We start from the raw sequence: 25,017 nt of genomic DNA, 5'->3' as shown, positions 1-25,017 counted from the left end.
AGATTAATCGTACAAATATCGGGTAAACAAGAGATTAACCACGAATCCTCGACCTGTTTCCTGCTCCATCAGCCGATTGATCATTTCATAACATTCACGGCGAATTTCTTCACGGCCAGTCAAAGACTTCACTTTATTTTCAGCTTGATTACCTAAGATTTCCACCATAGCAGCACGTAATAAAGGATCATGATGTTCAAGGGCAATAAGATCATCAGGATTCTTCACCATCAGTTCAACGCTTATGCGCACAAAACCCATTTTTTTCTTACTTGATATATAGTTAGTAACGATTTCCGGCTCAAATCCATAATAAGCATAATCAGGAACTGCATCTTTCCCAGCACCTTCGGTATCGAAAGCTAATGTCAGCAATACCAATAGCACCGTGGCGATTCTTTTCATAATAAAATGCTCTCCTAAAATTGTTATGGGCTGGTCTGAGTTTTCATATCCACTAGCGCATCCACTGGGGGCGCTCTACCCGCACAGTGAGTGACATGATAAACTCAAACGCTTTTAAACCATATTGTAGCGAGTAATTGATGAAAGTGACTAGTCTTAGCTTCCCTTATGGTGAATCAATTCAGTGGTTTTCACCAGAAAGAGCCGATTCTATTCAAAATGCTCAATTAAAAGACTGGTTATTGGCCACTGGCAGTTTGACTCTCAAGCTAAAAAACCTCTGTAACGACTTTGAAGTGAAAGTGCTAGGAGAGCAATTAACCTCACCTTTAGCAACAGATACTATGATTGAAGAAACAGTATGGATGCGTGAAGTCTTGCTTTGTCTAGATGGTACACCTTGGGTATTTGCCCGCACCTTAGTGCCTCAGTCGCTACTCGATTTTAAATCCCAAGCCTTTACTCAATTAGGCAATAAGCCCTTGGGAGAGCTGTTATACACTAGCCCTGAAATTATCCCAGGGAAAATAGAGCTGGCAAAGTTTGATACCTGTAGCAGGTTGGCAAAATTAGCCACATCATTAAAACAAGAGATTAGCGACCCCCTTTGGGGTCGAAGACGCCATTTCAGTATTGATACACGTCATCTTACCGTTAGTGAGATATTTCTTCCCGCCGCAGTCGCACACATGAAGCTGCATAATAAATAAAAAAGAGAGGTCAAAGCCTCTCTTTTATCATTCTGGCTAATTTAAACGAATCGTCTGCGCCAAGCCAATAATCCCAGTCCCACAAGAGAAAGCCAAGTTAAACTACCGCCACCGCCTCCCGCATCAGCCACTGGTGTCACTATTGGTGTAGGTCTAGTAACAGTAACTGTTTGTGTACTGCTGTGGCTCTTGCCCAAGCTATCAGTGACGGTCAGATTCACAGTATAAGTCCCTGTCACCGCATAGGTATACTCAGGATTCATTAATACGCTGGTGGCGTTAGCCGTACCAAATTCCCATAAATAGCTATAAACACCACTGCCGCCAGACACGTTTGCTACAAAGTTAACCTTGTTGTCAGTAATAGTGGTACTAAAGCTCGCGACTATTGCAGCTGGTTCTGGAATAGTGCCATCGGTCTTTTTCAAGCGAATAAGTGCACTACTGCTGTCCGCAGTTTGGTTGATGACTTCCATGGTAAAACCTAACTCGTCAAGCTTGATGCCTGCCATGGGCTTTAAAGGTGCACTATAGTCATGGCTATCATCAAAAAGTGACGAGCCCGCCAAATGCGCATCCCCAGAATAGGTTTTTTGGTTATAAAGGCTGAATGCCGCATCCCTAATTTGCACGTTTGTGTCGGTGGTAGTAGCATCACCGATGATTTCTTGGTCCGCATCGATCACGGCGATCAGGGCTTCACCTTCATGATTAAACACATTGTTGTCACTTTGGTCTAAATTCTCTAACCAGAGTAAAACGCCTGGCTCATAGCCCCTATTCTTAAGCCCAGAATCTATGCCGCTATGGTTTCTTAATTGAATTAAATAACGGCGTGCTTTGCCGGGGCGAGTATCAGTCACACGGCTAAAACCATTTAACAATAAGTCATTGCTTGATGTGGATGATTCAGCACCATCCATATAGAGCTGGTTGGTATTATTCAATAACCGAATATCATCTATTGCCATGCCGTACTCTATGCTCGCCTCATCTGTGACATACACTAAGCTTATCCGCTTGGTTTGCCCTGCATAAGGAGTAAGATCATAGCTAAGTTCAACCCAGGCATCTGTGCCTGTGGCCCCCGCAATAGCAGCCGACGCGCCTGAAATATAATTATTTATACCTGAGTACTTAGAATTACTGGCTTTAGTGTGATTGCCTGCAATGGCGACACCATCCACTTTAAGCTGCATATAGTCATAATCTTGTTCTATGTTCCAATGAGCCTTAAAGTTTAAGGTCAATGGGCTAGTGATTGGCAAAGTAAGATCAAATGACATGGCATTATTCAGCAAGTTTCCTTGGCCCGAGTAATACTGATATTGGCCACTAAAAGGCGCCTTAAACGCCACCTGGCTAGGAGGCAAGGCGATAGAAATTTGATTAACATCATCGCTATCCACAGCTCGATTTAGGGGTAAATCTACACCAGTTGCGTTTAAGCTATCAAAAGAAATGCTTTGTTCATTGACCCACTTACCTTTATAGCGTTGTTGTAAATAAGATTTTGCATAGGGACTGAAACCTGAGGGTTGAGTACCGGCTAATGGTTTAGTGCCCGCGAGTGTTCCCACCCAGCTGCCGCCGGCCATCAATGACCACAGGCCCACTGGTGCTCCTTGAGTATCTTTCGAGGTGTCATACTCATCAGGCAAGCCTAAGTCATGGCCAAACTCATGGGTACACACCCCAGTCGCAGCATCGATTGGCTGTATGGTATAGCCAAACAATTTCTTAGACTTACCTGGAATGGTATAGCCACCCGACCCTTGGTCGAGAAAATGCCTGTGTGACCAGATAGCGTCGTCTTTAAGCACACCGCCACCGGCTTCTTCACCTATGCTGGAATGAAACACCATCACATGATCGATAATGCCATCACTTTCATCAAAATTTTGGTCTCCATCGAGATCATAAGGGTCTTCGATGTCATAGGAATTCAGCTCGGCACTTGTCATAGAGGCTACGGCCTGAGTCACGGCTTCTTTAATCAAATCCGGCACGGCTTTATCACTGTCATCATTGGCAGCATCATTACCGCCATAGAAAGCCGCATTGTTATTGGCGCGATACCAGCCTTTGACATCGCCATTAAAGAAAAAACTGCCCCCAGATGCGGCTTGGAAATATTGATAACCCGATTGCAAATTTTGGCTCTGAGGTCCGCTAAAACCTGTAGTCGAGAACAACAAATTCTTGTAATGACTGGGTGGGTAGCTGCTATAGAACATATCGGTATCACCAGCTTTTAACCCATTAGCGTTATAAGGTAAGTCGGGGAAGTCTATCAGCACAGCCAAGACCTTAACTGTCTTAGTGATTTCAGAGTCAGCGACAACTTGAGCAAGTATTTCATGCTCTGGGCGAGCTGAAGACTTAGCGGCATTAACCCGTTTGGCTCTATTATGCTCGGCCTGAGCCTCTACTCGCGGTAACTTAAATTGATGGCGGCCGCTGCGTTCGATAAATGCCTGTACCGCCGCCTGTTTGACTTCGTCACTGTCATCCAGGCTTACATCACCATGGTGAATCAACCAGTAGAGTACCCGCTCTTTATTAACAATCGCCCCATCAGCTGGGCTACCATTAATTGGCGCACTCAGACAAGTTGCGGAAGTTAAACCACAAAACATCAGCAAGACTACCCATGCCGATATTTTATTAACCCCAAATCTTGTAGCCATAGCTATTGTCCTTTATTGCAATTTTTAAAGGCTTGCTGACGCTGGTAAATATATTCATCCACCTTGGCATCCGCTTCTTGTTCTGTCATCTGCGCATTGATGTAGCCTTTTTCCAGCAGATTCTGCTTAAGCTTAGTCGTGTCTTTGAGGGGCGGTGGCGCACTGCACACTAAGGTGATTTTCTTGCCCTTAATCGTTGTAATGCCAGCCGTCGGTTCAGCTATTGGAGTCTTTGTTTGCGAAATAGTTTCTTGATTGGCATCTTGGCTGCTCATTTCAGCTTGAACAGGACTCACAGTTTGATGACTGCAGGCTTGAAAAGACAGCATCAACAACACACTCAGGCTCACTATGCTTGGTTTCATTTTAATCACTATTACCTCAAACTCGGGATAACAAAGGCTGCAAAGACGGTAACTGGCAGCAATCCCTACTGACAATGATAATCCCAGTCTAGCGTTTCAAAGCAACAAGAGTAAGTGACTTAATAAAAAACTGAGCCACTTGGGCTCAGTTTTTAGGGTGGTCCTATACAGCCGACACTGATTATTGTGCTGTTTTTATATAATTAGAAATGCCATCTAGCAGCATTTGTACCGAAATCATCACCAAGACCATGCCCATGAGCCGCTCGACCGCAATTAGGCCTTTTTCGCCGAGGATTTTGGTAAATATCTTATAAAACATAAGAATAACAGCACTCAAGCCCCAAGCTGAGACCAAAGCTATGGTCCAGTCCGTCATCCGGCTAGGGTCCGTATGGGCCAATAAGATCAGCGCAGCCAGAATAGAAGGGCCAGCCATTAGTGGGATAGCCATAGGCACAATAAAAGGCTCTTCTCCGGCGGCAAGCCCCGCTACACCACCGGGTTGGGGGAAAATCATCTTAATGGCAATTAAGAATAAAATAATGCCACCGGCAATGCTGACAGATTCGGAACGTAAATTTAAGAAGTTCAAAATCGCTTCGCCAGCATATAAAAACATCAACATAATGATTAGAGCAAATATAAGCTCTCTTATCAGTACTTTACGACGTTTTTTAGGGTCTATATGCCGCAGAATAGAAGCAAATATGGGTAAATTGCCTAATGGATCCATGATCAAAAACAACATTACCGCAGCAGAAAAAATATCCATAAACACGTTTTTCCCATGATAAACAGAGACTAATATTGTATACGTAAAGCGAGATTAAGGGTAAGCAATGACACAAAATATTCCCAAACTTAATACCAATCGTAATAAATACCTTGTCATGTGACGGGAATAAAAAGGGGGGGTTAATTAAGCCGCAGGCTTGGAAGCATAGTGGTGCTATGTGGAAAGTCTCCAACGAAGAGTAAATAATCGAGGCTTTCGCGTTTTACCTATGCTGCAAGTATTAAGTTATTCCTGAGACTAAGATATACTGCATTGTTTTTTCACAGCCAGCCTGAGATCCATGCTTTATCTAATTGCCAGTTGTATCGCACTGTTATTCGGCCCGCTATTTTACCGCTTCTTTTCTACCGGTAATGGGCTGCAAAAAGGCCTAGACGGATTTATTTTCGTTTCTCTAGGCGGACTTGTGCTTATCCATATTTTGCCTGAGTTGTTAGAGCACGGCGGATTTCTCACCTTAATATTTGTCATGTTAGGCCTATGGGGCCCCACTGCCAGCGAACGGATTTTTCACCGTTACTCTGAGATTACCCATAATGTCACCCTGACGTTAGGTATTGCAGGCTTACTCTTGCATACCGTCACGGACGGTGGCGCCATGGTGCTGGCTCAACAAGAAGGTAATTCCATTTTATTGGCCCTGGGGGTAGTGATGCATCGCCTGCCTGTAGGCTTTGCTGTTTGGTGGTTATTAAAACCACACTTGGGTGCACGTTGGACTTGCGTCATTCTCGGCGCCATTATGTTTTTTACCGGCGTGGGTTACTTTGCCGGAGAGCAATTACTTGACCAATTAAGCTTAGATAATACCGTTTATTTACAAGCATTTGTCACAGGTTCCATCTTGCATGTGGTGCTGCATCAGCCCCATGGCCATCAAAAACAAGATAAACAAGGGCGTTACGAATACCAGGCAGGGATAGGCAGCTTGGTTGGCCTTGCTTTACTGGCGGTGTTGCTACTCATGGATACCGGCGGCCAAGATCATGCTCATCACGAACACAGCACAGAGCAATTGATAACTTGGTTGCTCACCCTAAGTCCAATTCTGCTACTCAGTTATGCCGTGGCCACATTACGCTTTAAACTTGGCCTGCAACCTGAGCATAAAAACTTGAGTTTACGTTGGCTACAACGCCTCACAGGACCTGAGTCCTTGATTTTAACTTTCTTCTTGCTCGGGCCAAACTATGCGCTATTTCAGGTCGCCAGCCAGTTACTGATAGGTCTTGTAATGAGCCTAAATAAGGTGGAGATCACCGACCCCCACCATCAGGTCCCGAGTTCCCCCCTAAGGTTTGGCTTTGCCCACCTTGTTGATCGCAGTGCGCCATGGATAATCCTCAGTCTTATTTTAGCGAATTTGATTGGCCATCCCTCGATGGCATTAGATCATCCGGCAATCCAATTGTTGGTATTAATCTTAGTATTTTTACCCATGCGCTTTTGCAATTTAGGTGCTGCCGTGCTCGCCTTAGCGCTAGCCTACAGCGGTTGGCACCCTATGGCCGTCGCCTTGACCTTGATAGCAGCCCCAGTTCTCAGCATTAGCCAGTTGCGTTTAATGAAGCCATTAGCCTTAGCCTTGTTGACGATTTCATTAACCTTAAGCCTAGGCGCAGCGGCTTGGCTATTAACACCTGGACACGCCTTATTCACAATGAATGAACCGCTACAAATGAGTGCACTGGTTATTATCAGTTTATTGTTCGCGGCGAGCCTATTAAGGTTGGGACCAAGAAAATTCCTACGCCGCTTGCTGATAAACTTACCGGCGGCTCATGCTCACGAGCATAATCATGGTCATAGCCATAATCATCAACAGGACCATAGTCATGGCCACACTCGCCAAGGTCATGCTCATAACCAAGATCACACTGACAGCCATAGTCATAGCCATTCTCACGCTCATAAACATAAGAATGATGACTCGAACCAATAAAATCAGGCTAATATAGACTCATACCCTCAAGTGGATGAGTCTATGTGCATTTTATTCCTCGCGGTGAATGTTCACCCACAATTTCCTGTTATCGTGTGCGCCAATCGGGATGAATTTCACCACAGACCCACCATGCCTGCCCATATCTGGCAGGATAACGCCATCATAGCGGGTAAGGACTTACAGGCTGGTGGCACTTGGTTGGGATTGGCACAGGATGGCAAGTTCGCTGGCTTAACCAACCTAAGAACCCAGACAAGCAATCAAGATGGCGTACGTAGCAGAGGCGAGTTAGTGGTAAAAGCCCTGTCTGTGGAAGGCCTGACACCGGATTGGCTTAAGAGTCATGCTCACAACTACAACCCATTCAATTTAGTCTTTAGCTTTCAAGGCAGGCTGCACTGTTTTAATAGCCTGCAAGGACAAAGCCTACAACTCAGTGATGGATTTCATGCCATCAGTAATGGCGCTTTAGATGAGGTCTGGCCAAAAATGGCCAAGGGGCAGCAGGCGCTTGAAGCGCATTTATCCCAACCAAGCGAGCCCGAAGTGAGCAAGTTAATCGCCATCATGAGCGACGAGTCTCAGGCCAGTGACGACTTGCTTCCCGCCACAGGGTTAAGCTTGGAATGGGAACGTAGACTATCGGCAATTTTTATTCGCCATGACGAATATGGCACTCGCTCCACCAGCATAGTACTGCAAGATCTCCAAGGGAAAACCCACTTCACTGAGGTGCGCTTCGATGGTAAAGGCCGCAACTTAGGCCAACAAGATTTTGAAATAGTTGTCACTAATCCGTCGAGTGATCATGGGTGATTTGCCAGCGGTCATTTATCCTCTGAACCAACACAGTGAAGATACCATTGGGGTTATCTTTGGCCCGCTTCAATTCCCAACGACCAGAAACGAGCGCGGCATTGTCACTCAAGACCTTAATATCGAGCTGATTAAAATCCAATTTGCCCATACTGGCAACATCGGGATAACTGCGCTGATAGCTTTTGAGGAGATTAGCCCAACCATGATTAAATTTTCCTTTTGAAACAAAGGTTAACTTGTCATCTTGCCAATAGCCTTGCAAGTAAGCTTGAATATCGCCATTATTCCAATCCACCTCTTGCTGATTAAGCAGCAGATTAATCTCGTCCTTTGGGGTCGCCATCAGGCTAAAGCTAGTGCACAAGAGTAATACCCAGAGCCAATTTTTCATCATGTTGATCTCACTTAGCGACTTAATGTGGATTGTTAAAAGACCTAGCTTCAACTCAATGAAGCAAACAAAATTCTTCAGCCTTAATGGAACAATGCTATAAGACTTAAAGATATTTATAGCTTAGTCCTACAAAAAAGATACTGTATATACAACAAATTAAATGGAACGCAGCTCATGTTTAATCGATTTTGTACTTTCTTATTTGCACGCTTTGGTTGGCAATTAGAAGGTGAACTGCCTAGTTCGGCACAATTCATTATGATCGTCGGCCCACACACCAGCAATTGGGACTTTGTGCTTGGCATAGTCGCCAGAGGCGCCATGGGGATCAATATTCACTTCTTAGGCAAGCACCAACTCTTTTTACCCCCCTGGGGCTGGATATTTCGTGCCCTAGGCGGCAGTCCAGTAGACAGACGCAAGCACAACAACTTAGTCGATGCTGCAGTACAATTGTTTAAACAAGACGCCAATTACAAGCTGGCACTGGCACCAGAAGGGACTCGCAGCCCAGTTAAGCGCTGGAAAACAGGCTTTTACCATATCGCCAAGAAAGCCCATGTGGCTATCGTGCCAGTGGGTTTCGACTTTAGCCGCAAACGTGTGGTGTTCCACCCTGAATTAATGCCAACCGATGATATCCAGCAAGACATGCAATACATCATAGATTTTTACCGCAGCATTAACGGTCGTCATCCTAAAACCATCCCAGATTTCAAGCAGGACTGAACTCGGGCATTGGTCTAACGTCATCAGTGACGCCTATTCTTAACGGTAAAAAGTGCTCGACAGTAAAAGGTATCAATGGGCTCAAGGGCAGCATTCTTGCTGCCAAACTCAACAGATCAACTCAAGCTATTTAGCCCAACACCCTCTATTAGCTAGAGTGTTACCATTGAGCGGTAAAATCAGTGCATTTCGGTACCTGCATCATGATTAAGTGCTGACACATCTTTACCCTCAAAGTTAGACAATGAATGTCCAAACTTCGTTTGGATTAAAGTCGCAGGGTTCCACTCTGCACTGGCCAAGAGGGGAAAACAACAGCATTCTCCCCTCTTGGCCCCCCCCTGTGCCGCCCGCGAAGTTGTTGTTCCTCATATGACGAAGAAAATACCTAACGGCTCGACGGCACGTCCTTGTGCCCTACGAGCCTTAACCATCATCCCTGATGGTTCCACGGTATTTTAATCGCCCTATTTCGGCAACTTCGAGGGGAGTTGGTGCAACCTGTGAGTGCACTGTTAGGCTTAACATAGGCATGGGACTAGATTTTAAAAGCTAACAGATTGCACGAATGCTAAAAAGGTGAACCATGAGTGTTTGCGAGAAGACCGTCCATCCCATGGACGGGATGTTCGAGCCCTCATGGACGAGTTTACGGCGTGTCGACGAGTGAATGCCATGGCGAGCCTGTATATTAAAGTTCAAGTTAACTTGTTTTTGCCGCAAAGTTTGCTAGCAAGATGTCCAAAAAATAACATCCATATTAAAAAACCAGTTCGGCATTCTTGCCTCTCGCTCATAAGCACAATCACCCAAGGTGATTATTCACCGTTTAGGTCAAAGTCGCAGAGTTCCACTTCCTACTTATTTTACAAAGAGTGGCCAAGAGGAGAAAACTCCAGCATTCGGGCATCCTGCTCGTTCTATCTCCTGCATCCATGCAGTCATCGGCAACTTCGAGGGTAATGGCTGCAATCTGTGACAGTTGTGTCAATTGAGAGTGAGCTCTGTTCATTTTATGAATTAATAGACCAAAGCTGATGTGTAAGACCAAGTGAGTAGCGTAAGGTAATAAAGCTAGAACAATATCAAGTCATTAGCCGTCAAATAGTCTAAAAACGACTACCCCAGAAAGCAAATTCCTTTAGCATGATGCATACCATTTAATCTGGATGTGGTATCGGCCGCGATTTATGCCTTGCAAACAACGCAAGGCATGAATACTAAGACGCTTGAACTCCAAAAACTCACAACTGTCCTAAATATGTCCTATAGTTGTCTTTTTTCTAAGGTATAGAAGCCTTAAGAGTTTCCTCCTAAACACAATATACTCGCCGTGCCTTCACAACTAAATAAAGGTTAAGAATATAAATGAAAATTAATGCTGAATTAGTTCTTAAATTGAGAAACCAAAATTCGTGGACTCAAGAAGAATTGGCTATTGCGGCTGGTCTTAATCTGAAAACCATACAGCGGATAGAAAAGAAGGCATCCGCATCGCTTCAGTCTAAGAAAGCACTAGCAGCTGTATTCAATATTGATTTCCAAGACCTTGACTACGAGGAACTACAAATGAAACCATGTTCTGAATGTAAATCAAATAGAGTTTACCAGTACAAAAAGCATATGGAGTTTGGAGGATTTGGAGGAGAGCTACTACCAGGGTTGGCACCAAGCATGTTTTCCCTCGCCAAATTCCTTCCAGTGGTATGCTTCGATTGTGGCCATATTAGGTTTTTTGCCTCTAAAGAGGCCAGAGATAAGCTTGAGGCTTCAGATAATTGGGAGGAAATTTGAGCGCTAACAAGGCCATGGACGGGAAGCGTTAATGTTGTAATCAAACTACGGAGTGTAAAATGGAATTAGGTGCATTTTCAGTAAGTTTATCGGTTAGTAACATCGAAAAGTCGAAAGTTTTTTATCAAAAATTGGGTTTCGAAATAGTTGGTGGTGATCAATCTCAAAACTGGTTGATACTTCGAAATGGCGATCACTCAATTGGATTATTTCAGGGGATGTTTGAAGGTAATATCATGACTTTCAATCCTGGCTGGAGCAGCAAATGTCAGCCATTAGAATCTTATACCGATGTTAGAGAGCTTTTAAAAGAGTTTGAAGCTCAAGGTGTCAATATAATACAAGAATCTATTTCGGGTGAAAGTGGTCCTTCGAGTTTCTCTATTAAAGATCCTGATGGTAATTCAATCCTAATAGATCAGCATGTGTAAACAACACTAACGAGTTTTATTTGATTACTGTGGCGAAGCCTTACAAGTAGTTAAAGTCAGGATCGTAATCTTTTAAGGTTAACAGAGACGCAATTACTGAAAAGGTGACCCATGGACGCTTCACCACGAGAAAGGCGAGCCGACCGTCCATGGCAAGCCTGCAGAAGGAATTCAACTGACAGGCTTTTCAGCATTTACCCCCCAGTACAGGCTCTACTACTCACTTCTGCCCAAAACTGAGTTATACCAATCGTATTAATTATCTGGTCATTCAGCGGGAGTTCAAAGGGTATTAATCAAGGCGAAGGCTTGAAGGCATAGTGGTACTATGTCAAAAGTCTTCAACGCAGAGAAATACCCTTTGAAACCCGCCCCCGGGAGCGTCTCAAGCATTCCACTTCATCGTTGCATTAATTTGAAAGGGAATAACCCTTACTGCATTAATGCGCCTTGAATTGAAAAGCTTGAGGTGCTCTGATTGATCACATAATTAATGTGATTGGTATTATAAAATGCTCAGACTTTATTTCCCGCCATCAAGGCCAAGGCTCACACTTTTAAGGCTGCGAATGTCATTCCCTGTGGGGTTTTGGAACGCCCGCAGGCCAAACTCAGGCAATATGGCGAACACATGGTCGAATATGTCGGCCTGAATCGCTTCATAATGGGTCCAGCGCACATCATTGGTGAAGATATACAGCTCTATGGGTAGACCCTCTGTGGTGGGTGCAAGCTGGCGCACCATCAAGGTCATGTCTTTATGAACTCGCTCATGATGGTTCAAATATTGCTGCAAGTAGGCCCTGAAGGTGCCTACATTGGTAAGCCTGCGGCCATTCACCGGCATATCGATATCACTCACGCTGGCGTTGGCTTCGGAAATCTCTGAAAATATCTTAGGCAAATACTCTTTAAGATGATTCACTTTACCGAGGCGAATTCTTTCATCATCGGTTAAAAACTTAATGCTGTTGACATCAATATTGACCGAACGCTTGATCCGTCTGCCACCGGATTCAGACATACCGCGCCAGTTTTTGAAGGCATCAGACACTAGAGCATAAGCTGGGATCATTGTGATGGTGTTATCCCAATTGCGCACTTTAACGGTATTTAATGACACTTCCTCGACGGCACCATCGGCGCCGTATTTGTCCATCTGGATCCAATCACCTTTGCTCACCATGCGGTTTGCTGCGAGCTGAATCCCCGCGACAAAGCCCAGAATAGTGTCGCGAAACACCAACATCACAAAACCGGTTGCTACACCTAAGCCACTTAAGAAATACACCGGGCTCTGGTCCGCAAGGATAGAGATACAAATAATCAAGCCAATGAAAAACAAGAATAATTTAGTGAGCTGAACAAAGCTCTTTATCGGTAAGCGCCGATTAACTAAATTGATATCGGCAATTTCATTGATGGCATCCAGGGCTGCATAGATAGCCCGAATAATTAAAATGGCGAGCACCATACTGAGTATTCTATCGAAGAGGTGCGCCAATACCGCTTGCTCTTTTATGGCGACAGGAATAAACAAGTTTAGCACGACTGCAGGCACTAAAATAGCCAGTTTTTCCAACACCCTAAAGCGAACAAATACATCATCCCAGGTTGCTTTGGATCTCAGTATGATGATGTTGACGCCTTCGATAACCACCCGCTTCACGATAAAGTACGCCAGCATAGCCGCCAAAAAGCACAATGAAAGCAGCAAAGACGTCGCTAATCCGTCTGTAGGCTGACTATTGATGCCAATCTCTTGTAACCATGACACTATTTGCATTCGTAAATCTTGATCCACAACCCAACCCTCTGAAATCGCCCAATCGCATTAACTAGCAGTATCCTACACTAATACCATTTCACAACGAACACTTAGCTTCCCTCAGCATAACCTCTCAAACCACCTCCAGCCTTCCCTCACTCGACCAGCCCTTCCTGCCAACCTTAGTGCAGGACAAAATGACTTAACCTATGTTATAACAAGCTTTTTATCGTGCTATCAGTACTGACAGACATAAGCACTCATATTGAACATTCAATGCCAAAGGGAATAACAATGACAACTCTTTTACGTCTCGGAGCCGCTTCGCTGCTGGCGCTTGCCATGACAGCACAGGCCGCCGACATAGGTAAATTTACCCTAGAAAATGGCGCAGAAGTCTTACTGAAAGATGACTTCACATGGGAGTATATTGTGGTTGAGCAGGCCAGCCAAACCTTAGCCCCCATAGTACTGGCGCAGCCAGAGCTACTGACGACCACAGCCAAAGATGGCATCAAAATCAGCCTAGCCAGCAGCACCTGGGATGGCGACCGTCTTGGATTAACCTTGAATTTGTCCAGCAGCAGTAGTGACCATATAGTGTTCGTCGAAGTGGCCGCCAAGTTTTTCTCAGACTCAGGCCAAGTGCTTAAAACAGAAACTTTGGAAGCTTGGAAGGCCACCTTCCGTCAGCCAGAAACCTACCTTCGTAAAGGTGAACAACGTCAGAGCCGTACCCTTTGGGTAGAAGGCATAGATAAATCCCAGTGGCAGAAGCAATTGCTCCAGCTGAGCATTAGCGAATTGAAATCTCGCTAACCTTAGGCTAAGACATAAAAAAAGGACCTCGCGGTCCTTTTTTGTTTTAACTAGCAAGTGGAAAATGCGTCTTAGAAGCTTGGCATTAATCCAGCAGGCAAATAAGCGTTGAAGCTGGCGCTATACAAAAGCTCAGCAGCGCTTTCGATGTCAGGCGCAAAAAATCTGTCCTTATCGTAAAAGGTGACCAATTCACGCAGCTCGGCTTTAGCACTCGCCACCGCCTCACTGGGTGCTAGAGGCGCTCTAAAATCTAACCCCTGCGCCGCAGCAAGCAATTCAATTGCCAATACGCCGCGGGTGTTTTCACTCATATCACGCAATCTGCGGGCGGCAAAGGTCGCCATAGAGACGTGATCTTCCTGATTGGCCGATGTCGGTAAGCTGTCTACCGAGGCGGGATGGGCATAGGTTTTATTTTCAGAAGCCAGTGCTGCTGCCGTTACCTGGGCTATCATAAAGCCCGAGTTAACCCCGCCGTTATTCACTAAGAATGGCGGTAAGTGCGATAAGCTTGAATCGATAAGCAAGGCAATGCGACGCTCGGCAATGGAGCCAAGTTCGGCAATGGCTATGGCTAAGTTATCCGCCGCCATGGCCACAGGTTCAGCGTGGAAGTTACCGCCTGAAATAATATCGCCCGTGTCTTGGAATACTAACGGGTTATCTGTCACGCCATTGGCTTCGACCCCTAAGACATCTGCCGCATGGCGAATTTGAGTTAAACATGCGCCCAATACCTGTGGCTGACAGCGCAGCGAATACGGATCTTGCACTTTAGTGCAGTTAACATGACTTAGGCTGATTTCCGATGTTTCACCTAATAAATGACGGAACACGGCAGCCGAATCGATTTGACCTTTCTGGCCACGCGCCGCATGAATACGGGCATCGAACGGGCTACGACTGCCCATGGCCGCTTCCACACTCATAGACCCTATCACTGAACTTGCCGCAAACAAGTCTTCGGCATTAAATAAGCCTTCGAGCGCCAGTGCAGTGGAAGCTTGGGTGCCATTTAGCAGGGCTAAGCCTTCTTTGGCAGCAAGCTCTAACGGCTCAAGGCCTGCGATTTCAAGGCCTTCTTTAGCAGAAATAATCTGCCCTTCGTAGCTCATCTCGCCTTCGCCCAATAGTGGCAAACACATATGAGCCAGTGGCGCTAAATCGCCCGATGCGCCTACTGAGCCTTTCTCAGGCACACAAGGATAAACACCGGCATTAACCAACTGAATCAAAAAGTTAATCACTTCCAAACGAATACCAGAGAAGCCTCGGCTTAAGGAGTTGATCTTAAGCACCATCATCAAGCGAACTGAGGCATCTTGCATGTATTGACCAAAACCTGCAGCGTGGGACAACACAATCGAGCGCTGCAGTAACTGTAAGTCTTCAGGCGCAATTTTAGTGTTCGCCAATAGGCCAAAACCTGTGTTGATACCATAAACAGTACGGCCTTCACTCAACACTTGCTGCACTATGGCGGCACTTTGATTGATTTCGGCGATAGCCGAGTCGGCTAAGTGCAAGTTCACTTTGTTACGGCTGATCTGGCGCAGCTGAGCTAGGCTCAAGGTGCCTGGTACTAATTCAAATGACATCATGATTACAACCCCTTCTTAGGTACATCTAGCATAGGCAAGTCTAAGCCCTGCTCTCTGGCACAATTTTTTGCTATCTCATAGCCTGCATCGGCGTGACGCATCACACCTGTGGCTGGGTCATTCCATAGCACCCGCTCGACACGCTTAGCTGCGGCATCAGTGCCATCACAGACGATAACCACACCAGAATGCTGACTAAAGCCCATACCTACGCCGCCGCCATGGTGCAATGACACCCAAGTAGCGCCGCTGGCAGTATTCAACAGCGCATTGAGTAATGGCCAGTCAGAAACCGCATCCGAGCCATCCATCATAGATTCAGTTTCACGGTTTGGGCTGGCAACCGAGCCGCTATCGAGATGGTCGCGGCCAATCACCACAGGCGCCGATAACTCGCCATTTTTAACCATTTCATTGAACGCCGCCGCAAGGCGTGCCCTGTCTTTTAGGCCAACCCAGCAAATACGGGCTGGCAGACCTTGGAAGGCAATGCACTCACGGGCCATGTCTAACCAGTTGTGCAGGTGCTTATCGTCTGGGATAAGTTCTTTCACTTTGGCGTCTGTCTTGTAGATATCTTCTGGATCGCCAGAAAGCGCCACCCAGCGGAACGGGCCTATGCCTTCGCAGAATAAGGGTCGAATATAAGCTGGCACGAAACCTGGGAAATCGAAGGCGTTTACTAGACCGACATCTTGGGCCATTTGGCGAATGTTGTTGCCGTAATCGAAGGTCGCAGCACCTGCGGCTTGCAAGTCCAACATGGCCTTCACTTGTACTGCCATGGAAGCTTTAGCCGCCTTAACCACGGCTGCTTCATCGGATTTACGCATAGCGGCGGCTTGCGCTAAGCTCCAGCCCTGTGGCAAGTAACCGTTTAATGGGTCGTGTGCTGAGGTTTGATCTGTCACTACATCTGGCGTAATACCACGCTCGACTAGTTCGGCAAACACATCGGCAGCATTGGCCAGTAGCCCAACAGACACAGGCTTACCCGCTTTATTGGCCTCATCTATCATGGCCAATGCTTCATCTAAGGTATTGGCTTTTTTGTCCACATAACGGGTACGTAGGCGAAAATCGATACGAGTTTCATCCACTTCACAGGCTAATACAGAAAAACCTGCCATGGTGCCCGCTAAAGGTTGCGCGCCGCCCATGCCGCCAAGGCCGCCAGTGAGTACCCACTTACCCTTTGCGACACCGTCAAAGTGCTGTTTCGCCACAGACACAAAAGTCTCGTAGGTGCCTTGCACTATGCCTTGGGTACCAATGTAAATCCAAGAACCTGCGGTCATCTGGCCATACATGGCCAAACCTAACTTATCTAACTCGTTGAAATGCTCCCAATTAGCCCAGTGGGGTACTAAGTTAGAGTTAGCAATCAAGACCCGCGGCGCATCCGCGTGGGTGCGAAACACACCGACAGGCTTACCCGACTGAACCAATAAGGTTTCATCATCTTCTAAGCGCTGCAGCACTTCGATTATCTTGTCGTAGCTTTGCCAATCACGGGCCGCACGGCCAATACCGCCGTATACCACGAGATCTTCAGGGCGCTCGGCCACATCTGGGTGCAAGTTATTCATCAGCATGCGCATCGGCGCTTCGGTTAACCAGCTTTTACAGCTAAGTTTGCTGCCGTGAGGGGCGATAATGCGGCGGCTAGGGTCGTGCCTGTTATTGTTAGTATCCATAATGTCCTCGACAAAAATGTTAGTGTGTCTTGTTGGTTATATATTTATCATGCTGATTTATTGAATTTAATCCGTGACACATAAACTCACGCGATTGCCCTACAGCAAAATAATTTGCGTTGCTTAAATTACTTAGAAAACTTTAAGTGGCCGCCTAAACGGAAACGGCTACCTGGGTGGATCAAACGAGAAAAACTCACCACGCCTTGGCGTGACCAAGTGCGTCTCAGCACCTGCAGGCAAGGCTCGCTGGCTTCAATGTTGAGTTGCTGCTGAAATTGGCTATTGGCCGATATCGCCTCCACCGTATGCTTGGCTTCGGTGAGTGGTGCCACCTTAGATAAATACTCATGGGGCGTTTGCAGGCTGAAGTCTTGGGCTAAATAGTCTGGCACCAATTTAGGGTTAACAAACCGCTGCTCAAGTTGTAGCGGCAGGCCTTGCTCGCAATGCACCAGCACAGAATAAAACACTGGGCTACCCACCTCTAAATCTAATGCATTAGCAATGGAGGCGGCAGCAGCGATTTCAGTCAAAGCCAATTGCTGCACACTATAGCCGTGGCCCCGTTCTTTAATTTCATCGGCGATATTGCGTATGGTCAGCAGTGACGACTGGGACTTAAGTCCTGAAACAAAAGTACCCAGTCCTTGGCTGCGCTCCAAAATACCTTGCTCAACCAACTCAGTCACGGCGCGTCTTGCTGTCATGCGGCTACAGGAAAACTGGCTCGCGAGCTGGTTCTCTGATGGGACTTTATCATCTTCTTGCCAGGCGCCATTTTCAATATTGGCTATGATATGTTGCTTGATCTGAGCAAAAATCGGCGCTGTCATAATAAGTCCCGTGTAGGTTAGTCACCTTGAATAGGTGAAAGCTGCTTCAATTATAGGCTATAATCCTACCTTGTATATACAAGCCAAAACAAGTGGCTTTCGAATTTTACTTTTCATCTACGCCTAGTCGTTGATATCACTACAAAAGGTAAGTTTATGTCTTGGGATCAAGTTTGGATTGACATCAATATCGCCACCATGGATGCCAACATTGGCGAGCCTTATGGTGCTATCACACAAGCTGCTATGGCAGTCAAAGACGGAAAAATTGCCTGGCTTGGCCCAAGAAGTGAGCTGCCAGAGTTTGATGTGCTGGCAACACCGGTTTACAGAGGCAAAGGCAATTGGGTCACGCCTGGACTCATAGATGCTCATACCCACTTGGTCTTTGCCGGCAGTCGCGCCAATGAATTTGAATTACGCCTTAAAGGCGCCAGCTATGAAGAAATTGCCCGCGCTGGCGGCGGCATCATATCCACAGTAAAAGCTTGCCGTGAAGCCGATGAAGCCGAATTATTTGAGCTTGGACGTCAGCGCCTAAATGCGCTGGCCAAGGAAGGGGTGACTACGGTCGAGATAAAGTCAGGTTATGGGTTAGATATTGAAACTGAGTTAAAGCTACTGCGGGTCGCCCGCGAGCTTGGCAAGCATCATCATGTAGACATTAAAACGACCTTCCTTGGCGCCCATGCTATCCCATCTGAATACAAAGACGCGGCCAACAGCACAGAACGAAGTGATGCCTATGTGGATCTGGTGGTCAATGAAATGTTGCCCGCAGTAATGGCAGAGAACTTAGCCGATGCGGTCGATGTATTCTGTGAAGGCATCGCCTTTAATCTAGCGCAAACCAAGCGCGTGTTTACTGCCGCCAAACAAGCGGGCCTTGATATCAAATTACACGCAGAACAGTTATCCAATATTGGTGGTAGCCAGCTTGCTGCCCAGATGGGCGCCCTGTCGGTGGATCATATAGAGTACTTAGATGAAGCTGGCGTTAAAGCCTTAAGCGAAAGCGGCACCTGCGCCGTACTGCTACCCGGGGCTTTTTACTTCTTGCGGGAAACTAAGCTGCCACCGATAGATTTATTACGTCAATACAAGGTGCCTATGGTGGTCGCCAGCGATTACAATCCGGGCTCCTCACCCATATGCTCTAGCCTCTTGATGCTCAACATGGCATGTACCCTGTTTAGGCTTACCCCAGAAGAAGCCCTTGCAGGCATGACAGTTAATGCTGCTAAGGCGTTAGGCATTGGCGATAATGTTGGCCACCTTGCGGTGGGCATGCAGGCTGATTTCTGTTTGTGGAACATTAGCTCAGCGGCAGAGCTTGCCTACAGCTATGGCGTCGACCGATTAATAGACGTGGTCAAGACGGGTAAATTAGTGCATCAGTAATCGAAGAAAATTGACATATTTTTGATTATATAAATATCAATAAAATCGCCCAGCTTTATGGCTGGGCGATGAAAGTCAAAACGCTTGAATAACTCAGGAAAGCTAGAGTTTATTGGCCGGAGTTTTTAAGTAGACGACTTGATCGGTTGCTTTAGCCAACTTACATTGCTTAATATTGTCCATCCCTTTAGCATTATCAACATGCTCTAAACTGGCACCACCGACGAATACGCCCATTTTTATGTGCTGCTCAACGAAATACAACTGACCAGCCTCAACGGGTAAGTTGATATCGTTTTCACTAAATTCAGACTCGGTGGAAATTGAGTGATTACCGGGTGCTAACTCTTTATAAAAGTAAACCTTGTTTGCCGTTTCACCGAGGAGCTGCCCGTTGACATAAACATTCTTTTTTAAAGCTTGGCCAACGAATGAGTTCCTATAAATATATAAACCCGCGTTACCATTTTTTGGTTGTTGAAATTGCTTTAACGCAGAGTCTTGCTCCGACGATGCCATAGGTACTGAAGCACAACCTGAGAAAAATGAAACTGCGATTAACGATAAAGCCAAATAGATATTTTTCATGACGATGACTCTTTTTATTAATTAAGTTAATTGAAACCTTCATGTGACTGAAATAAAAAGAGAAAAGATAAACACAGTCATCCTAACCATTTCAAAACTGTCCATAACTTTAGTAAATCCATTACCATGGCGTAATATATTTTAGCGATTCGAGTTAATCAACAATTAAATCGTTAACATAGAAATACTTTGATCAAAGTTAAATTCAGCATAAATTTATCATTAAACCGCTTAACTTTCTTTTACAGCGTTCCTTTATATTCCCCCAGCAACTGACCCCAGCGGTTCAAATAAAATGGATGCGTGGTCAGGCTCATCGCCAGTGTTAATTCAGTGATAGCAGCTGACGATTGTCCAACTGCGGCCAAAGCCGTTGCTAACCCATGATGGGCATGAGCATTGTTTGGATACTTAGCCACACAAAACTCATGCACCGCTAAGGCCTGCTTAGGATCTGCTTTTGACTTGGCTAAACTTAATAGCGAGTTGACTGCCGACACCTCAAAACCATAGCGTTGACTCAGCCCTTGATAATACTCATAAATAGCCTGCGGCCCTTGCTTGCCTAAGGCAGACTCTGGCTCAACCGATTTATGGATATCATCGAAGAACATTTCAATGGCATAAATGGTCGCTAATGCTGGCTGAGACATGTAATAAGAGCCTTCGAATAACTGACTGCGCCAGATTAAATCCTTAGGAGCCTTAAGCTTGAGCACTTCAATTAACTTATCAAAATCGGCATATTCAATCCTTGAACTAAATTTAACGAAATTTAAGTGAGTTTAAGCCAATTCATCCAGTGGCAACCAAGTCACCTTAACCCCAGCTTGTAAGAACATTTCTTGGCTTATACTGATTTTGTCGCCCCAACGGGAGAGAAAATCGGCATTTTGTTCTGGGCAAAACACCCCAGTGATCCCTGTTTGAATGATCTTGGCGGCGCAATTGGGGCAAGGAAAGTGAGTGACCCAAATATCACAGCCGTCGAGATCTCGCTTAGCAAAAAGAATCGCATTTTCTTCTGCGTGCAAGGTTTTAAGTAGCTTCATATCACGATCATCGGTTTCTGCACTGTCAGAAATACCGTGAGGGTAGCCATTAAAGCCCACAGAAACGATACGATTATGTTTAGTGATCACAGCTCCCACTTGGGTCGAAGGATCTTTACTCCAAGACCCCACCAGCTCTGCCATTTGAAAGAATCGTTTTGCCCACTTGGAAATCATAGAGGTACACCTTAAATATAAAATACTGCCAGCAAGGCTATTGATTTATATTAATTAATTTGGTTTAAAAAATAAATACTTATCAAGCGTACCGAGTCTTGCCCTGCTTCACAATAAAAATGTGACTTTGCTTACATCGATTAACTTTTCGACTAGCCAATGAGGTGAATAAAGCATAGGATCCTTGTGGGATAAATTTAACCACGGAGCAATAGGACGTTATGAGTATTAAAGCCATTGTCGTCGACACAGCAGGCACCACCACTGACCTCAACTTTATTCAAGATGTGTTGTTTCCCTATTCTCATCAGGTGATGGCTAGTTTTTTAGCGCAAAATCAGCAGCAGGTGTTGGTGGAATCTTGCATTAACGATGTGCGTGATATCGCCCTAGAGCCCAGTGCTACGGTGGCCCGAGTGGCTGAAATCCTTCAAATTTGGATAACCGAAGACCGTAAGCTTGCGCCCCTTAAAACTTTGCAGGGTCTGATTTGGAAGCAGGGTTACTCAAGCCTTGCCTTTCAAGGGCAAATTTACCCCGACTTTATTGAAGCCATAAGCCGTTATCGCCAACAAGGCGTTGCCATCTATAGTTTTTCTTCAGGCTCAGTCGAGGCGCAGAAATTGCTTTTTAGCCACAGTGAGGTCGGTGATTTAACCCCTATGTTTAGTGGTCACTTCGATATGCGCATGGGCAACAAGCTAGATAAGCAAGCTTACCTAAATATTCACAACACCTTAGGATTACCACCAAAACAAATCCTGTTTGTATCTGATACCCAAGAAGAGCTGACAGCAGCACAAGCCGCTGGCATGATGACTTGCCTGATGAGCCGAGGCGATGCATTTGCACCCACAGAGCATAAGCAAGTGGGCAGTTTTACCGCCTTGAATATATAATCCCTAGCGCCAAAAATGCCCCATAATTTAAACGACCTAATAGGTCGTTTTTTTATTGCCCCCCTAACACTCCACAGCCTCAAAACCAAACTTGTAACCATCTGATTAAAAATGAAATTAACTTACGTTGACCGAATCTAACCAGTTTAATGTGTCCCGCCGATTTTGGTCTATACTCAGCTAAACACAGGCAATAGATGCCTGTTTTAATAGCGACACCTTCAACACGTTATTTTATTTCTTTAAACTTAGTCATTGGATTTACTATTTGAAAAATGTCAAATTGGCAATCGCCTTGAGTATTCTGCTGGCCTTATTGGCTACGCTCACCCTGACGGTGACGCAAGGCATCGCGGCCAAAACCACTCAAACTGTGGCAGCTACTAGCACGGAACTCGGTGTGCAATTAAATGCTGTGACACTCACCGACATGCCGGCAACCCATTATCTCCCTCTCACTAAAGAAGAACGTCTCTGGCTGGACAATAACCAGCCCATTAGGGTCGGCGTCGATGGTAATTTTCCTCCTTATAGTTTCCTCGATGAAAATAATCAGCCCGTGGGCATTGCTATCGATACCTTAGAACTTATCGGCAAGAAACTCGACATTGAGTTTGTCATAGATAAACAATCAAGTTGGCGAAAGGTCATCTCTAATTTAGATGCGAAAAAAATCGATGTGATACTGACCATGGTGCGAACCCCTGAGCGGGAAGTGAACTACCTATTTACCTCCCCAATAGTCTATAAGTCACTGGTTATTATTAATAATAAAGACAGTTCCGCCATAGAAAACCGGGGAGACATTGCCAGTAAAACCATAGCGTTAGTTAAAAATTATCACTATGTCAGTAAAATTCTCAATGAGTTCCCAAGTGTGGTGCCTTTTTATGTTGATACTATGCGTGAAGCCCTAGAAGCGGTAGAAGCCAAAAAAGCCGATGCCGCCATTACTTTCTTCGCTGGGGCTAATTTCTTACAACAGAAATACTTATTCAGTAATTTGGAATTTGCCGCTTTCTATGAAAGAAACAGCGCCAATGATGCCATTGCCATTAGGCAAGACCAGCCCATGTTGGCGGCCATAATGCAGAAAGGTTTAGACGTTTTAAGTGCAGATGATAAATTGAAAATTAATGAGAAATGGCATGCTAACATCACGCTGCCAACTAACCATCAAGTTGTGATTGAAATTGCCTTAGTGGCAGGGCTGTTAATCAGCTTATTACTGCTCTGGCTAGTGCGAGAAAAACGTCACAACAGAGTGCTAGTGTCAGCACAAGTTGATACAGAGGATGCCAACAGGGCCCTTAATAGCTTGCGGGAAAAACTAGAAATAATCGTCAGTGAGCGCACGGTACAACTTAAAAATAGTGAAAACAGGTACCGAGGCTTAGTGGAGTCATTACAAGATGAATACATCTTCTATCAACACGATATTCAAGGCGAGATACAATATGTAAGCCCTTCAATTACTCACATACTTGGGCATAAGGCGCTCAATTTCAGGGGCAGCTATAACAAGTACCTAACCAGTAATAAGAATAACCTTGCCATTCCAGAACTGATACTGCGCTGCATTAAGGGAGAGCATGTCCCACCTTTTGAGATAGAAATCATGGATATTAAGGGCGCTTACCATACCTTTGAAGTGTTAGAGCGCCCCATGTACAACGAACAAAACGAGTGTATAGGTTGTGAAGGCATAGCCCATGACATTACTGAAAGAAAACAGCATCAACGCAAACTCTATCGCTTGTCCCATTTTGATAAGCTGACCAATCTCGCCAATCGCTACCTATTTACCTTGTCATTGGGGCAAGCCATCACCTCGGCGAAAGCCTTAAACCAAACGTTCGCCTTACTGTTTCTCGACCTGACTCGCTTCAAAATCATCAATGATAACCTAGGCCACAGCGCTGGGGATAAACTATTACAACAAGCCGCACTTAGGCTCACTGAGCAATTAAATAGTCAAGATATCCTAGCCCGCTTCGGGGGGGATAAATTTTGTATTTTGCTGCCTGAGAGCGATGAAAAACAAGCCGAAGCTGTGGCATTAACACTGATCAAAATCTTAGCTCAACCATTTGAGGTGTATGAGCAGTCGTTTATTTTGGGTTGCCGCATCGGAATTAGCCTCTTTCCAACCAATGGCCACGACCCAGAGACCCTATTGAAACAAGCCGATGCAGCGCTTTATGTGGCCAAGAAGCGCCCCGCTGGTTTTGCCTTCTGCAGTGAAGAGCAAGCAGTCTACAATCAGCGCCGCCTTAAGTTAGAGCAAGGTTTAAGGCTGGCGTTAAGTAAGTCAAGCTTCGATGAGAGCTTTGAGCTGTCAGCCGTCTACCAGTCTTTAAATCAACTACCTGATGCTGGACTTGCGGGTTTTGAAGCCTTAATTCGCTGGGTTCACCCTGAATTGGGGCCAATATCGCCGATGGAATTTATTCCTATCGCCGAAGAAACGGGACTTATTTTCGAATTAAGCCGTTGGATGCTGACTAAGGTTTGCCGTCAGCTTAAAGAATGGCACCAGCTAGGTTTTGACTTTAAACGTGTTTCGGTAAATTTGTCAGCCCTAGATCTTATCAATATCAATCTTGCAGAAGAAATCATCAATCTAATAGAAGAAGCAGGTGCCGAACCCCGCTGGCTTAAAATAGAAATAACAGAAACTGCCTTAATGGCAGCCCCTGAACAATCCATCAGTACACTGCAGCAGTTAGTAGGAAACGGCATTCACGTGGCTATCGATGATTTTGGCACTGGCTATTCATCGTTGGCCTATTTGAAGTCCCTGCCTGCGACGTCGTTAAAAATCGATCAGTCTTTTATTCGCAATATTATGACCTCCATCGAAGATCAAGCAGTAGTCAAGGCTGTCATCAGCATGGCTCATTCTCTAGGGAAAAAAGTCACCGCCGAAGGGGTTGAAACCCAAGAACAGCTGGATTTTCTCATCACGCGTCACTGTGACTTAGCCCAGGGTTACCTGTTCGCTAAACCCTTAATCGCCCAGGACTGTGTTAAAAAATACGCGGCCAACAATAATCAAAATAAAATTGTGACCTTCAAGCGCTCGCTAAAATAGC

22 protein-coding genes are annotated in these 25,017 nt (G+C 45.5%); 10 read left to right on the top strand and 12 right to left on the bottom strand.

The window, feature by feature from the left end; all coding sequences use genetic code 11:
• Positions 1–3: 3 nt before the first annotated feature.
• The gene (locus tag SDEN_RS00500) at positions 4–405 is read right to left on the bottom strand and encodes a flagellar basal body-associated protein FliL (RefSeq protein WP_011494562.1); all 402 of its coding nucleotides are present in this window, start codon (positions 403–405) and stop codon (positions 4–6) included.
• Between the two features lie 140 nt (positions 406–545).
• On the opposite strand from SDEN_RS00500, the gene SDEN_RS00495 reads away from it, so the two are divergent.
• Positions 546–1,115, top strand: a complete 570-nt coding sequence (locus SDEN_RS00495; protein ID WP_011494561.1) for a chorismate--pyruvate lyase family protein — start codon at positions 546–548, stop codon at positions 1,113–1,115.
• Between the two features lie 41 nt (positions 1,116–1,156).
• Here SDEN_RS00495 and SDEN_RS00490 read toward each other — a convergent pair whose 3' ends face one another.
• The 3 genes from SDEN_RS00490 to SDEN_RS00480 form a co-directional block, all read right to left on the bottom strand.
• Positions 1,157–3,805, bottom strand: coding sequence for an immune inhibitor A domain-containing protein (locus tag SDEN_RS00490; RefSeq protein ID WP_041405610.1), 2,649 nt, complete (start codon positions 3,803–3,805; stop codon positions 1,157–1,159).
• 2 nt (positions 3,806–3,807) lie between these two features.
• Entirely contained in the window at positions 3,808–4,170 is a 363-nt protein-coding gene (locus SDEN_RS00485; RefSeq protein ID WP_011494559.1) for a hypothetical protein, read from the bottom strand.
• Positions 4,171–4,351: 181 nt separating this feature from the next.
• Positions 4,352–4,945, bottom strand: coding sequence for a YhgN family NAAT transporter (locus tag SDEN_RS00480; protein WP_011494558.1), 594 nt, complete (start codon positions 4,943–4,945; stop codon positions 4,352–4,354).
• A 304-nt stretch (positions 4,946–5,249) separates the two neighbouring features.
• Between SDEN_RS00480 and SDEN_RS00475 the strand changes: the two genes are divergently transcribed.
• Both SDEN_RS00475 and SDEN_RS00470 read left to right on the top strand, forming a co-directional pair.
• Positions 5,250–6,911 (top strand): hypothetical protein, encoded by a 1,662-nt coding sequence (locus SDEN_RS00475; RefSeq protein ID WP_011494557.1) that lies wholly within the window; start codon positions 5,250–5,252, stop codon positions 6,909–6,911.
• 42 nt (positions 6,912–6,953) lie between these two features.
• Positions 6,954–7,730: an NRDE family protein gene (locus SDEN_RS00470; protein ID WP_011494556.1), complete on the top strand. Its 777-nt coding sequence runs from the start codon at positions 6,954–6,956 to the stop codon at positions 7,728–7,730.
• Here the strand turns inward: SDEN_RS00470 and SDEN_RS00465 are convergent.
• Positions 7,705–8,127, bottom strand: coding sequence for a YybH family protein (locus SDEN_RS00465; protein WP_011494555.1), 423 nt, complete (start codon positions 8,125–8,127; stop codon positions 7,705–7,707). The genes SDEN_RS00470 and SDEN_RS00465 overlap by 26 nt on opposite strands.
• A gap of 174 nt (positions 8,128–8,301) precedes the next feature.
• Here SDEN_RS00465 and SDEN_RS00460 point away from each other — a divergent pair, with 174 nt between their 5' ends.
• From SDEN_RS00460 to SDEN_RS00450, 3 genes are all read left to right on the top strand, one after another.
• Positions 8,302–8,856 (top strand): lysophospholipid acyltransferase family protein, encoded by a 555-nt coding sequence (locus SDEN_RS00460; RefSeq protein WP_011494554.1) that lies wholly within the window; start codon positions 8,302–8,304, stop codon positions 8,854–8,856.
• A 1,368-nt stretch (positions 8,857–10,224) separates the two neighbouring features.
• Positions 10,225–10,650 (top strand): helix-turn-helix transcriptional regulator, encoded by a 426-nt coding sequence (locus tag SDEN_RS20010; RefSeq protein ID WP_083759629.1) that lies wholly within the window; start codon positions 10,225–10,227, stop codon positions 10,648–10,650.
• Between the two features lie 59 nt (positions 10,651–10,709).
• Positions 10,710–11,081 carry a VOC family protein gene (locus SDEN_RS00450; protein WP_011494553.1) on the top strand — a complete coding sequence of 124 codons (372 nt, stop codon included), beginning with the start codon at positions 10,710–10,712 and terminating at the stop codon, positions 11,079–11,081.
• Positions 11,082–11,604: 523 nt separating this feature from the next.
• Here SDEN_RS00450 and SDEN_RS00445 read toward each other — a convergent pair.
• On the bottom strand, positions 11,605–12,885 hold the full coding sequence (locus tag SDEN_RS00445; RefSeq protein WP_011494552.1) for a mechanosensitive ion channel family protein: 1,281 nt from the start codon (positions 12,883–12,885) through the stop codon (positions 11,605–11,607).
• Positions 12,886–13,143: 258 nt separating this feature from the next.
• Here SDEN_RS00445 and SDEN_RS00440 point away from each other — a divergent pair, with 258 nt between their 5' ends.
• Positions 13,144–13,668 carry a DUF3157 family protein gene (locus SDEN_RS00440; protein ID WP_011494551.1) on the top strand — a complete coding sequence of 175 codons (525 nt, stop codon included), beginning with the start codon at positions 13,144–13,146 and terminating at the stop codon, positions 13,666–13,668.
• A gap of 71 nt (positions 13,669–13,739) precedes the next feature.
• Here the strand turns inward: SDEN_RS00440 and hutH are convergent, their stop codons facing one another.
• The 3 genes from hutH to hutC form a co-directional block, all read right to left on the bottom strand.
• Complete coding sequence (gene hutH / locus SDEN_RS00435; RefSeq protein WP_011494550.1) at positions 13,740–15,272, bottom strand: histidine ammonia-lyase; 1,533 nt, start codon at positions 15,270–15,272, stop codon at positions 13,740–13,742.
• Between the two features lie 2 nt (positions 15,273–15,274).
• Complete coding sequence (gene hutU, locus SDEN_RS00430) at positions 15,275–16,969, bottom strand: urocanate hydratase (protein ID WP_011494549.1); 1,695 nt, start codon at positions 16,967–16,969, stop codon at positions 15,275–15,277.
• Between the two features lie 128 nt (positions 16,970–17,097).
• Positions 17,098–17,805, bottom strand: coding sequence for a histidine utilization repressor (gene hutC, locus SDEN_RS00425; RefSeq protein WP_011494548.1), 708 nt, complete (start codon positions 17,803–17,805; stop codon positions 17,098–17,100).
• Positions 17,806–17,961: 156 nt separating this feature from the next.
• On the opposite strand from hutC, the gene hutI reads away from it, so the two are divergent.
• A complete protein-coding gene (gene hutI, locus SDEN_RS00420) occupies positions 17,962–19,206 on the top strand; it encodes an imidazolonepropionase (protein WP_011494547.1) in 1,245 nt (414 codons plus the stop codon).
• 102 nt (positions 19,207–19,308) lie between these two features.
• On the opposite strand, the gene SDEN_RS00415 is transcribed toward hutI, so the two are convergent.
• The 3 genes from SDEN_RS00415 to SDEN_RS00405 form a co-directional block, all read right to left on the bottom strand.
• Complete coding sequence (locus SDEN_RS00415) at positions 19,309–19,794, bottom strand: DUF2846 domain-containing protein (protein ID WP_011494546.1); 486 nt, start codon at positions 19,792–19,794, stop codon at positions 19,309–19,311.
• Between the two features lie 242 nt (positions 19,795–20,036).
• Complete coding sequence (locus SDEN_RS00410) at positions 20,037–20,447, bottom strand: hypothetical protein (protein WP_157599801.1); 411 nt, start codon at positions 20,445–20,447, stop codon at positions 20,037–20,039.
• A 132-nt stretch (positions 20,448–20,579) separates the two neighbouring features.
• Positions 20,580–21,023 carry a dCMP deaminase family protein gene (locus SDEN_RS00405; RefSeq protein WP_011494544.1) on the bottom strand — a complete coding sequence of 148 codons (444 nt, stop codon included), beginning with the start codon at positions 21,021–21,023 and terminating at the stop codon, positions 20,580–20,582.
• A 221-nt stretch (positions 21,024–21,244) separates the two neighbouring features.
• Here SDEN_RS00405 and mtnC point away from each other — a divergent pair, with 221 nt between their 5' ends.
• Entirely contained in the window at positions 21,245–21,922 is a 678-nt protein-coding gene (mtnC, locus tag SDEN_RS00400; RefSeq protein ID WP_011494543.1) for an acireductone synthase, read from the top strand.
• A gap of 268 nt (positions 21,923–22,190) precedes the next feature.
• The gene (locus SDEN_RS00395) at positions 22,191–25,016 is read left to right on the top strand and encodes a bifunctional diguanylate cyclase/phosphodiesterase (RefSeq protein ID WP_011494542.1); all 2,826 of its coding nucleotides are present in this window, start codon (positions 22,191–22,193) and stop codon (positions 25,014–25,016) included.
• Position 25,017: the final 1 nt, after the last annotated feature.

Source organism: Shewanella denitrificans OS217, from assembly GCF_000013765.1.
Lineage (GTDB): Bacteria > Pseudomonadota > Gammaproteobacteria > Enterobacterales > Shewanellaceae > Shewanella > Shewanella denitrificans.
The sequence above is the reverse complement of the archived record's forward strand: the minus strand, read 5'-3'. Positions and strand labels throughout refer to the sequence as shown.

Excerpts from the sequence above, each read along its gene's own strand:
- SDEN_RS00500 (WP_011494562.1), bottom strand. The coding sequence starts at position 405 with ATGAAAAGAATCGCCACGGTGCTATTGGTATTGCTGACATTAGCTTTC.
- SDEN_RS00495 (WP_011494561.1), top strand. The coding sequence starts at position 546 with ATGAAAGTGACTAGTCTTAGCTTCCCTTATGGTGAATCAATTCAGTGG.
- SDEN_RS00490 (WP_041405610.1), bottom strand. The coding sequence starts at position 3,805 with ATGGCTACAAGATTTGGGGTTAATAAAATATCGGCATGGGTAGTCTTG.
- SDEN_RS00485 (WP_011494559.1), bottom strand. The coding sequence starts at position 4,170 with ATGAAACCAAGCATAGTGAGCCTGAGTGTGTTGTTGATGCTGTCTTTT.
- SDEN_RS00480 (WP_011494558.1), bottom strand. The coding sequence starts at position 4,945 with ATGGATATTTTTTCTGCTGCGGTAATGTTGTTTTTGATCATGGATCCA.
- SDEN_RS00475 (WP_011494557.1), top strand. The coding sequence starts at position 5,250 with ATGCTTTATCTAATTGCCAGTTGTATCGCACTGTTATTCGGCCCGCTA.
- SDEN_RS00470 (WP_011494556.1), top strand. The coding sequence starts at position 6,954 with ATGTGCATTTTATTCCTCGCGGTGAATGTTCACCCACAATTTCCTGTT.
- SDEN_RS00465 (WP_011494555.1), bottom strand. The coding sequence starts at position 8,127 with ATGATGAAAAATTGGCTCTGGGTATTACTCTTGTGCACTAGCTTTAGC.
- SDEN_RS00460 (WP_011494554.1), top strand. The coding sequence starts at position 8,302 with ATGTTTAATCGATTTTGTACTTTCTTATTTGCACGCTTTGGTTGGCAA.
- SDEN_RS20010 (WP_083759629.1), top strand. The coding sequence starts at position 10,225 with ATGAAAATTAATGCTGAATTAGTTCTTAAATTGAGAAACCAAAATTCG.
- SDEN_RS00450 (WP_011494553.1), top strand. The coding sequence starts at position 10,710 with ATGGAATTAGGTGCATTTTCAGTAAGTTTATCGGTTAGTAACATCGAA.
- SDEN_RS00440 (WP_011494551.1), top strand. The coding sequence starts at position 13,144 with ATGACAACTCTTTTACGTCTCGGAGCCGCTTCGCTGCTGGCGCTTGCC.
- hutH (WP_011494550.1), bottom strand. The coding sequence starts at position 15,272 with ATGATGTCATTTGAATTAGTACCAGGCACCTTGAGCCTAGCTCAGCTG.
- hutU (WP_011494549.1), bottom strand. The coding sequence starts at position 16,969 with ATGGATACTAACAATAACAGGCACGACCCTAGCCGCCGCATTATCGCC.
- hutC (WP_011494548.1), bottom strand. The coding sequence starts at position 17,805 with ATGACAGCGCCGATTTTTGCTCAGATCAAGCAACATATCATAGCCAAT.
- hutI (WP_011494547.1), top strand. The coding sequence starts at position 17,962 with ATGTCTTGGGATCAAGTTTGGATTGACATCAATATCGCCACCATGGAT.
- SDEN_RS00415 (WP_011494546.1), bottom strand. The coding sequence starts at position 19,794 with ATGAAAAATATCTATTTGGCTTTATCGTTAATCGCAGTTTCATTTTTC.
- SDEN_RS00410 (WP_157599801.1), bottom strand. The coding sequence starts at position 20,447 with ATGTCTCAGCCAGCATTAGCGACCATTTATGCCATTGAAATGTTCTTC.
- SDEN_RS00405 (WP_011494544.1), bottom strand. The coding sequence starts at position 21,023 with ATGATTTCCAAGTGGGCAAAACGATTCTTTCAAATGGCAGAGCTGGTG.
- mtnC (WP_011494543.1), top strand. The coding sequence starts at position 21,245 with ATGAGTATTAAAGCCATTGTCGTCGACACAGCAGGCACCACCACTGAC.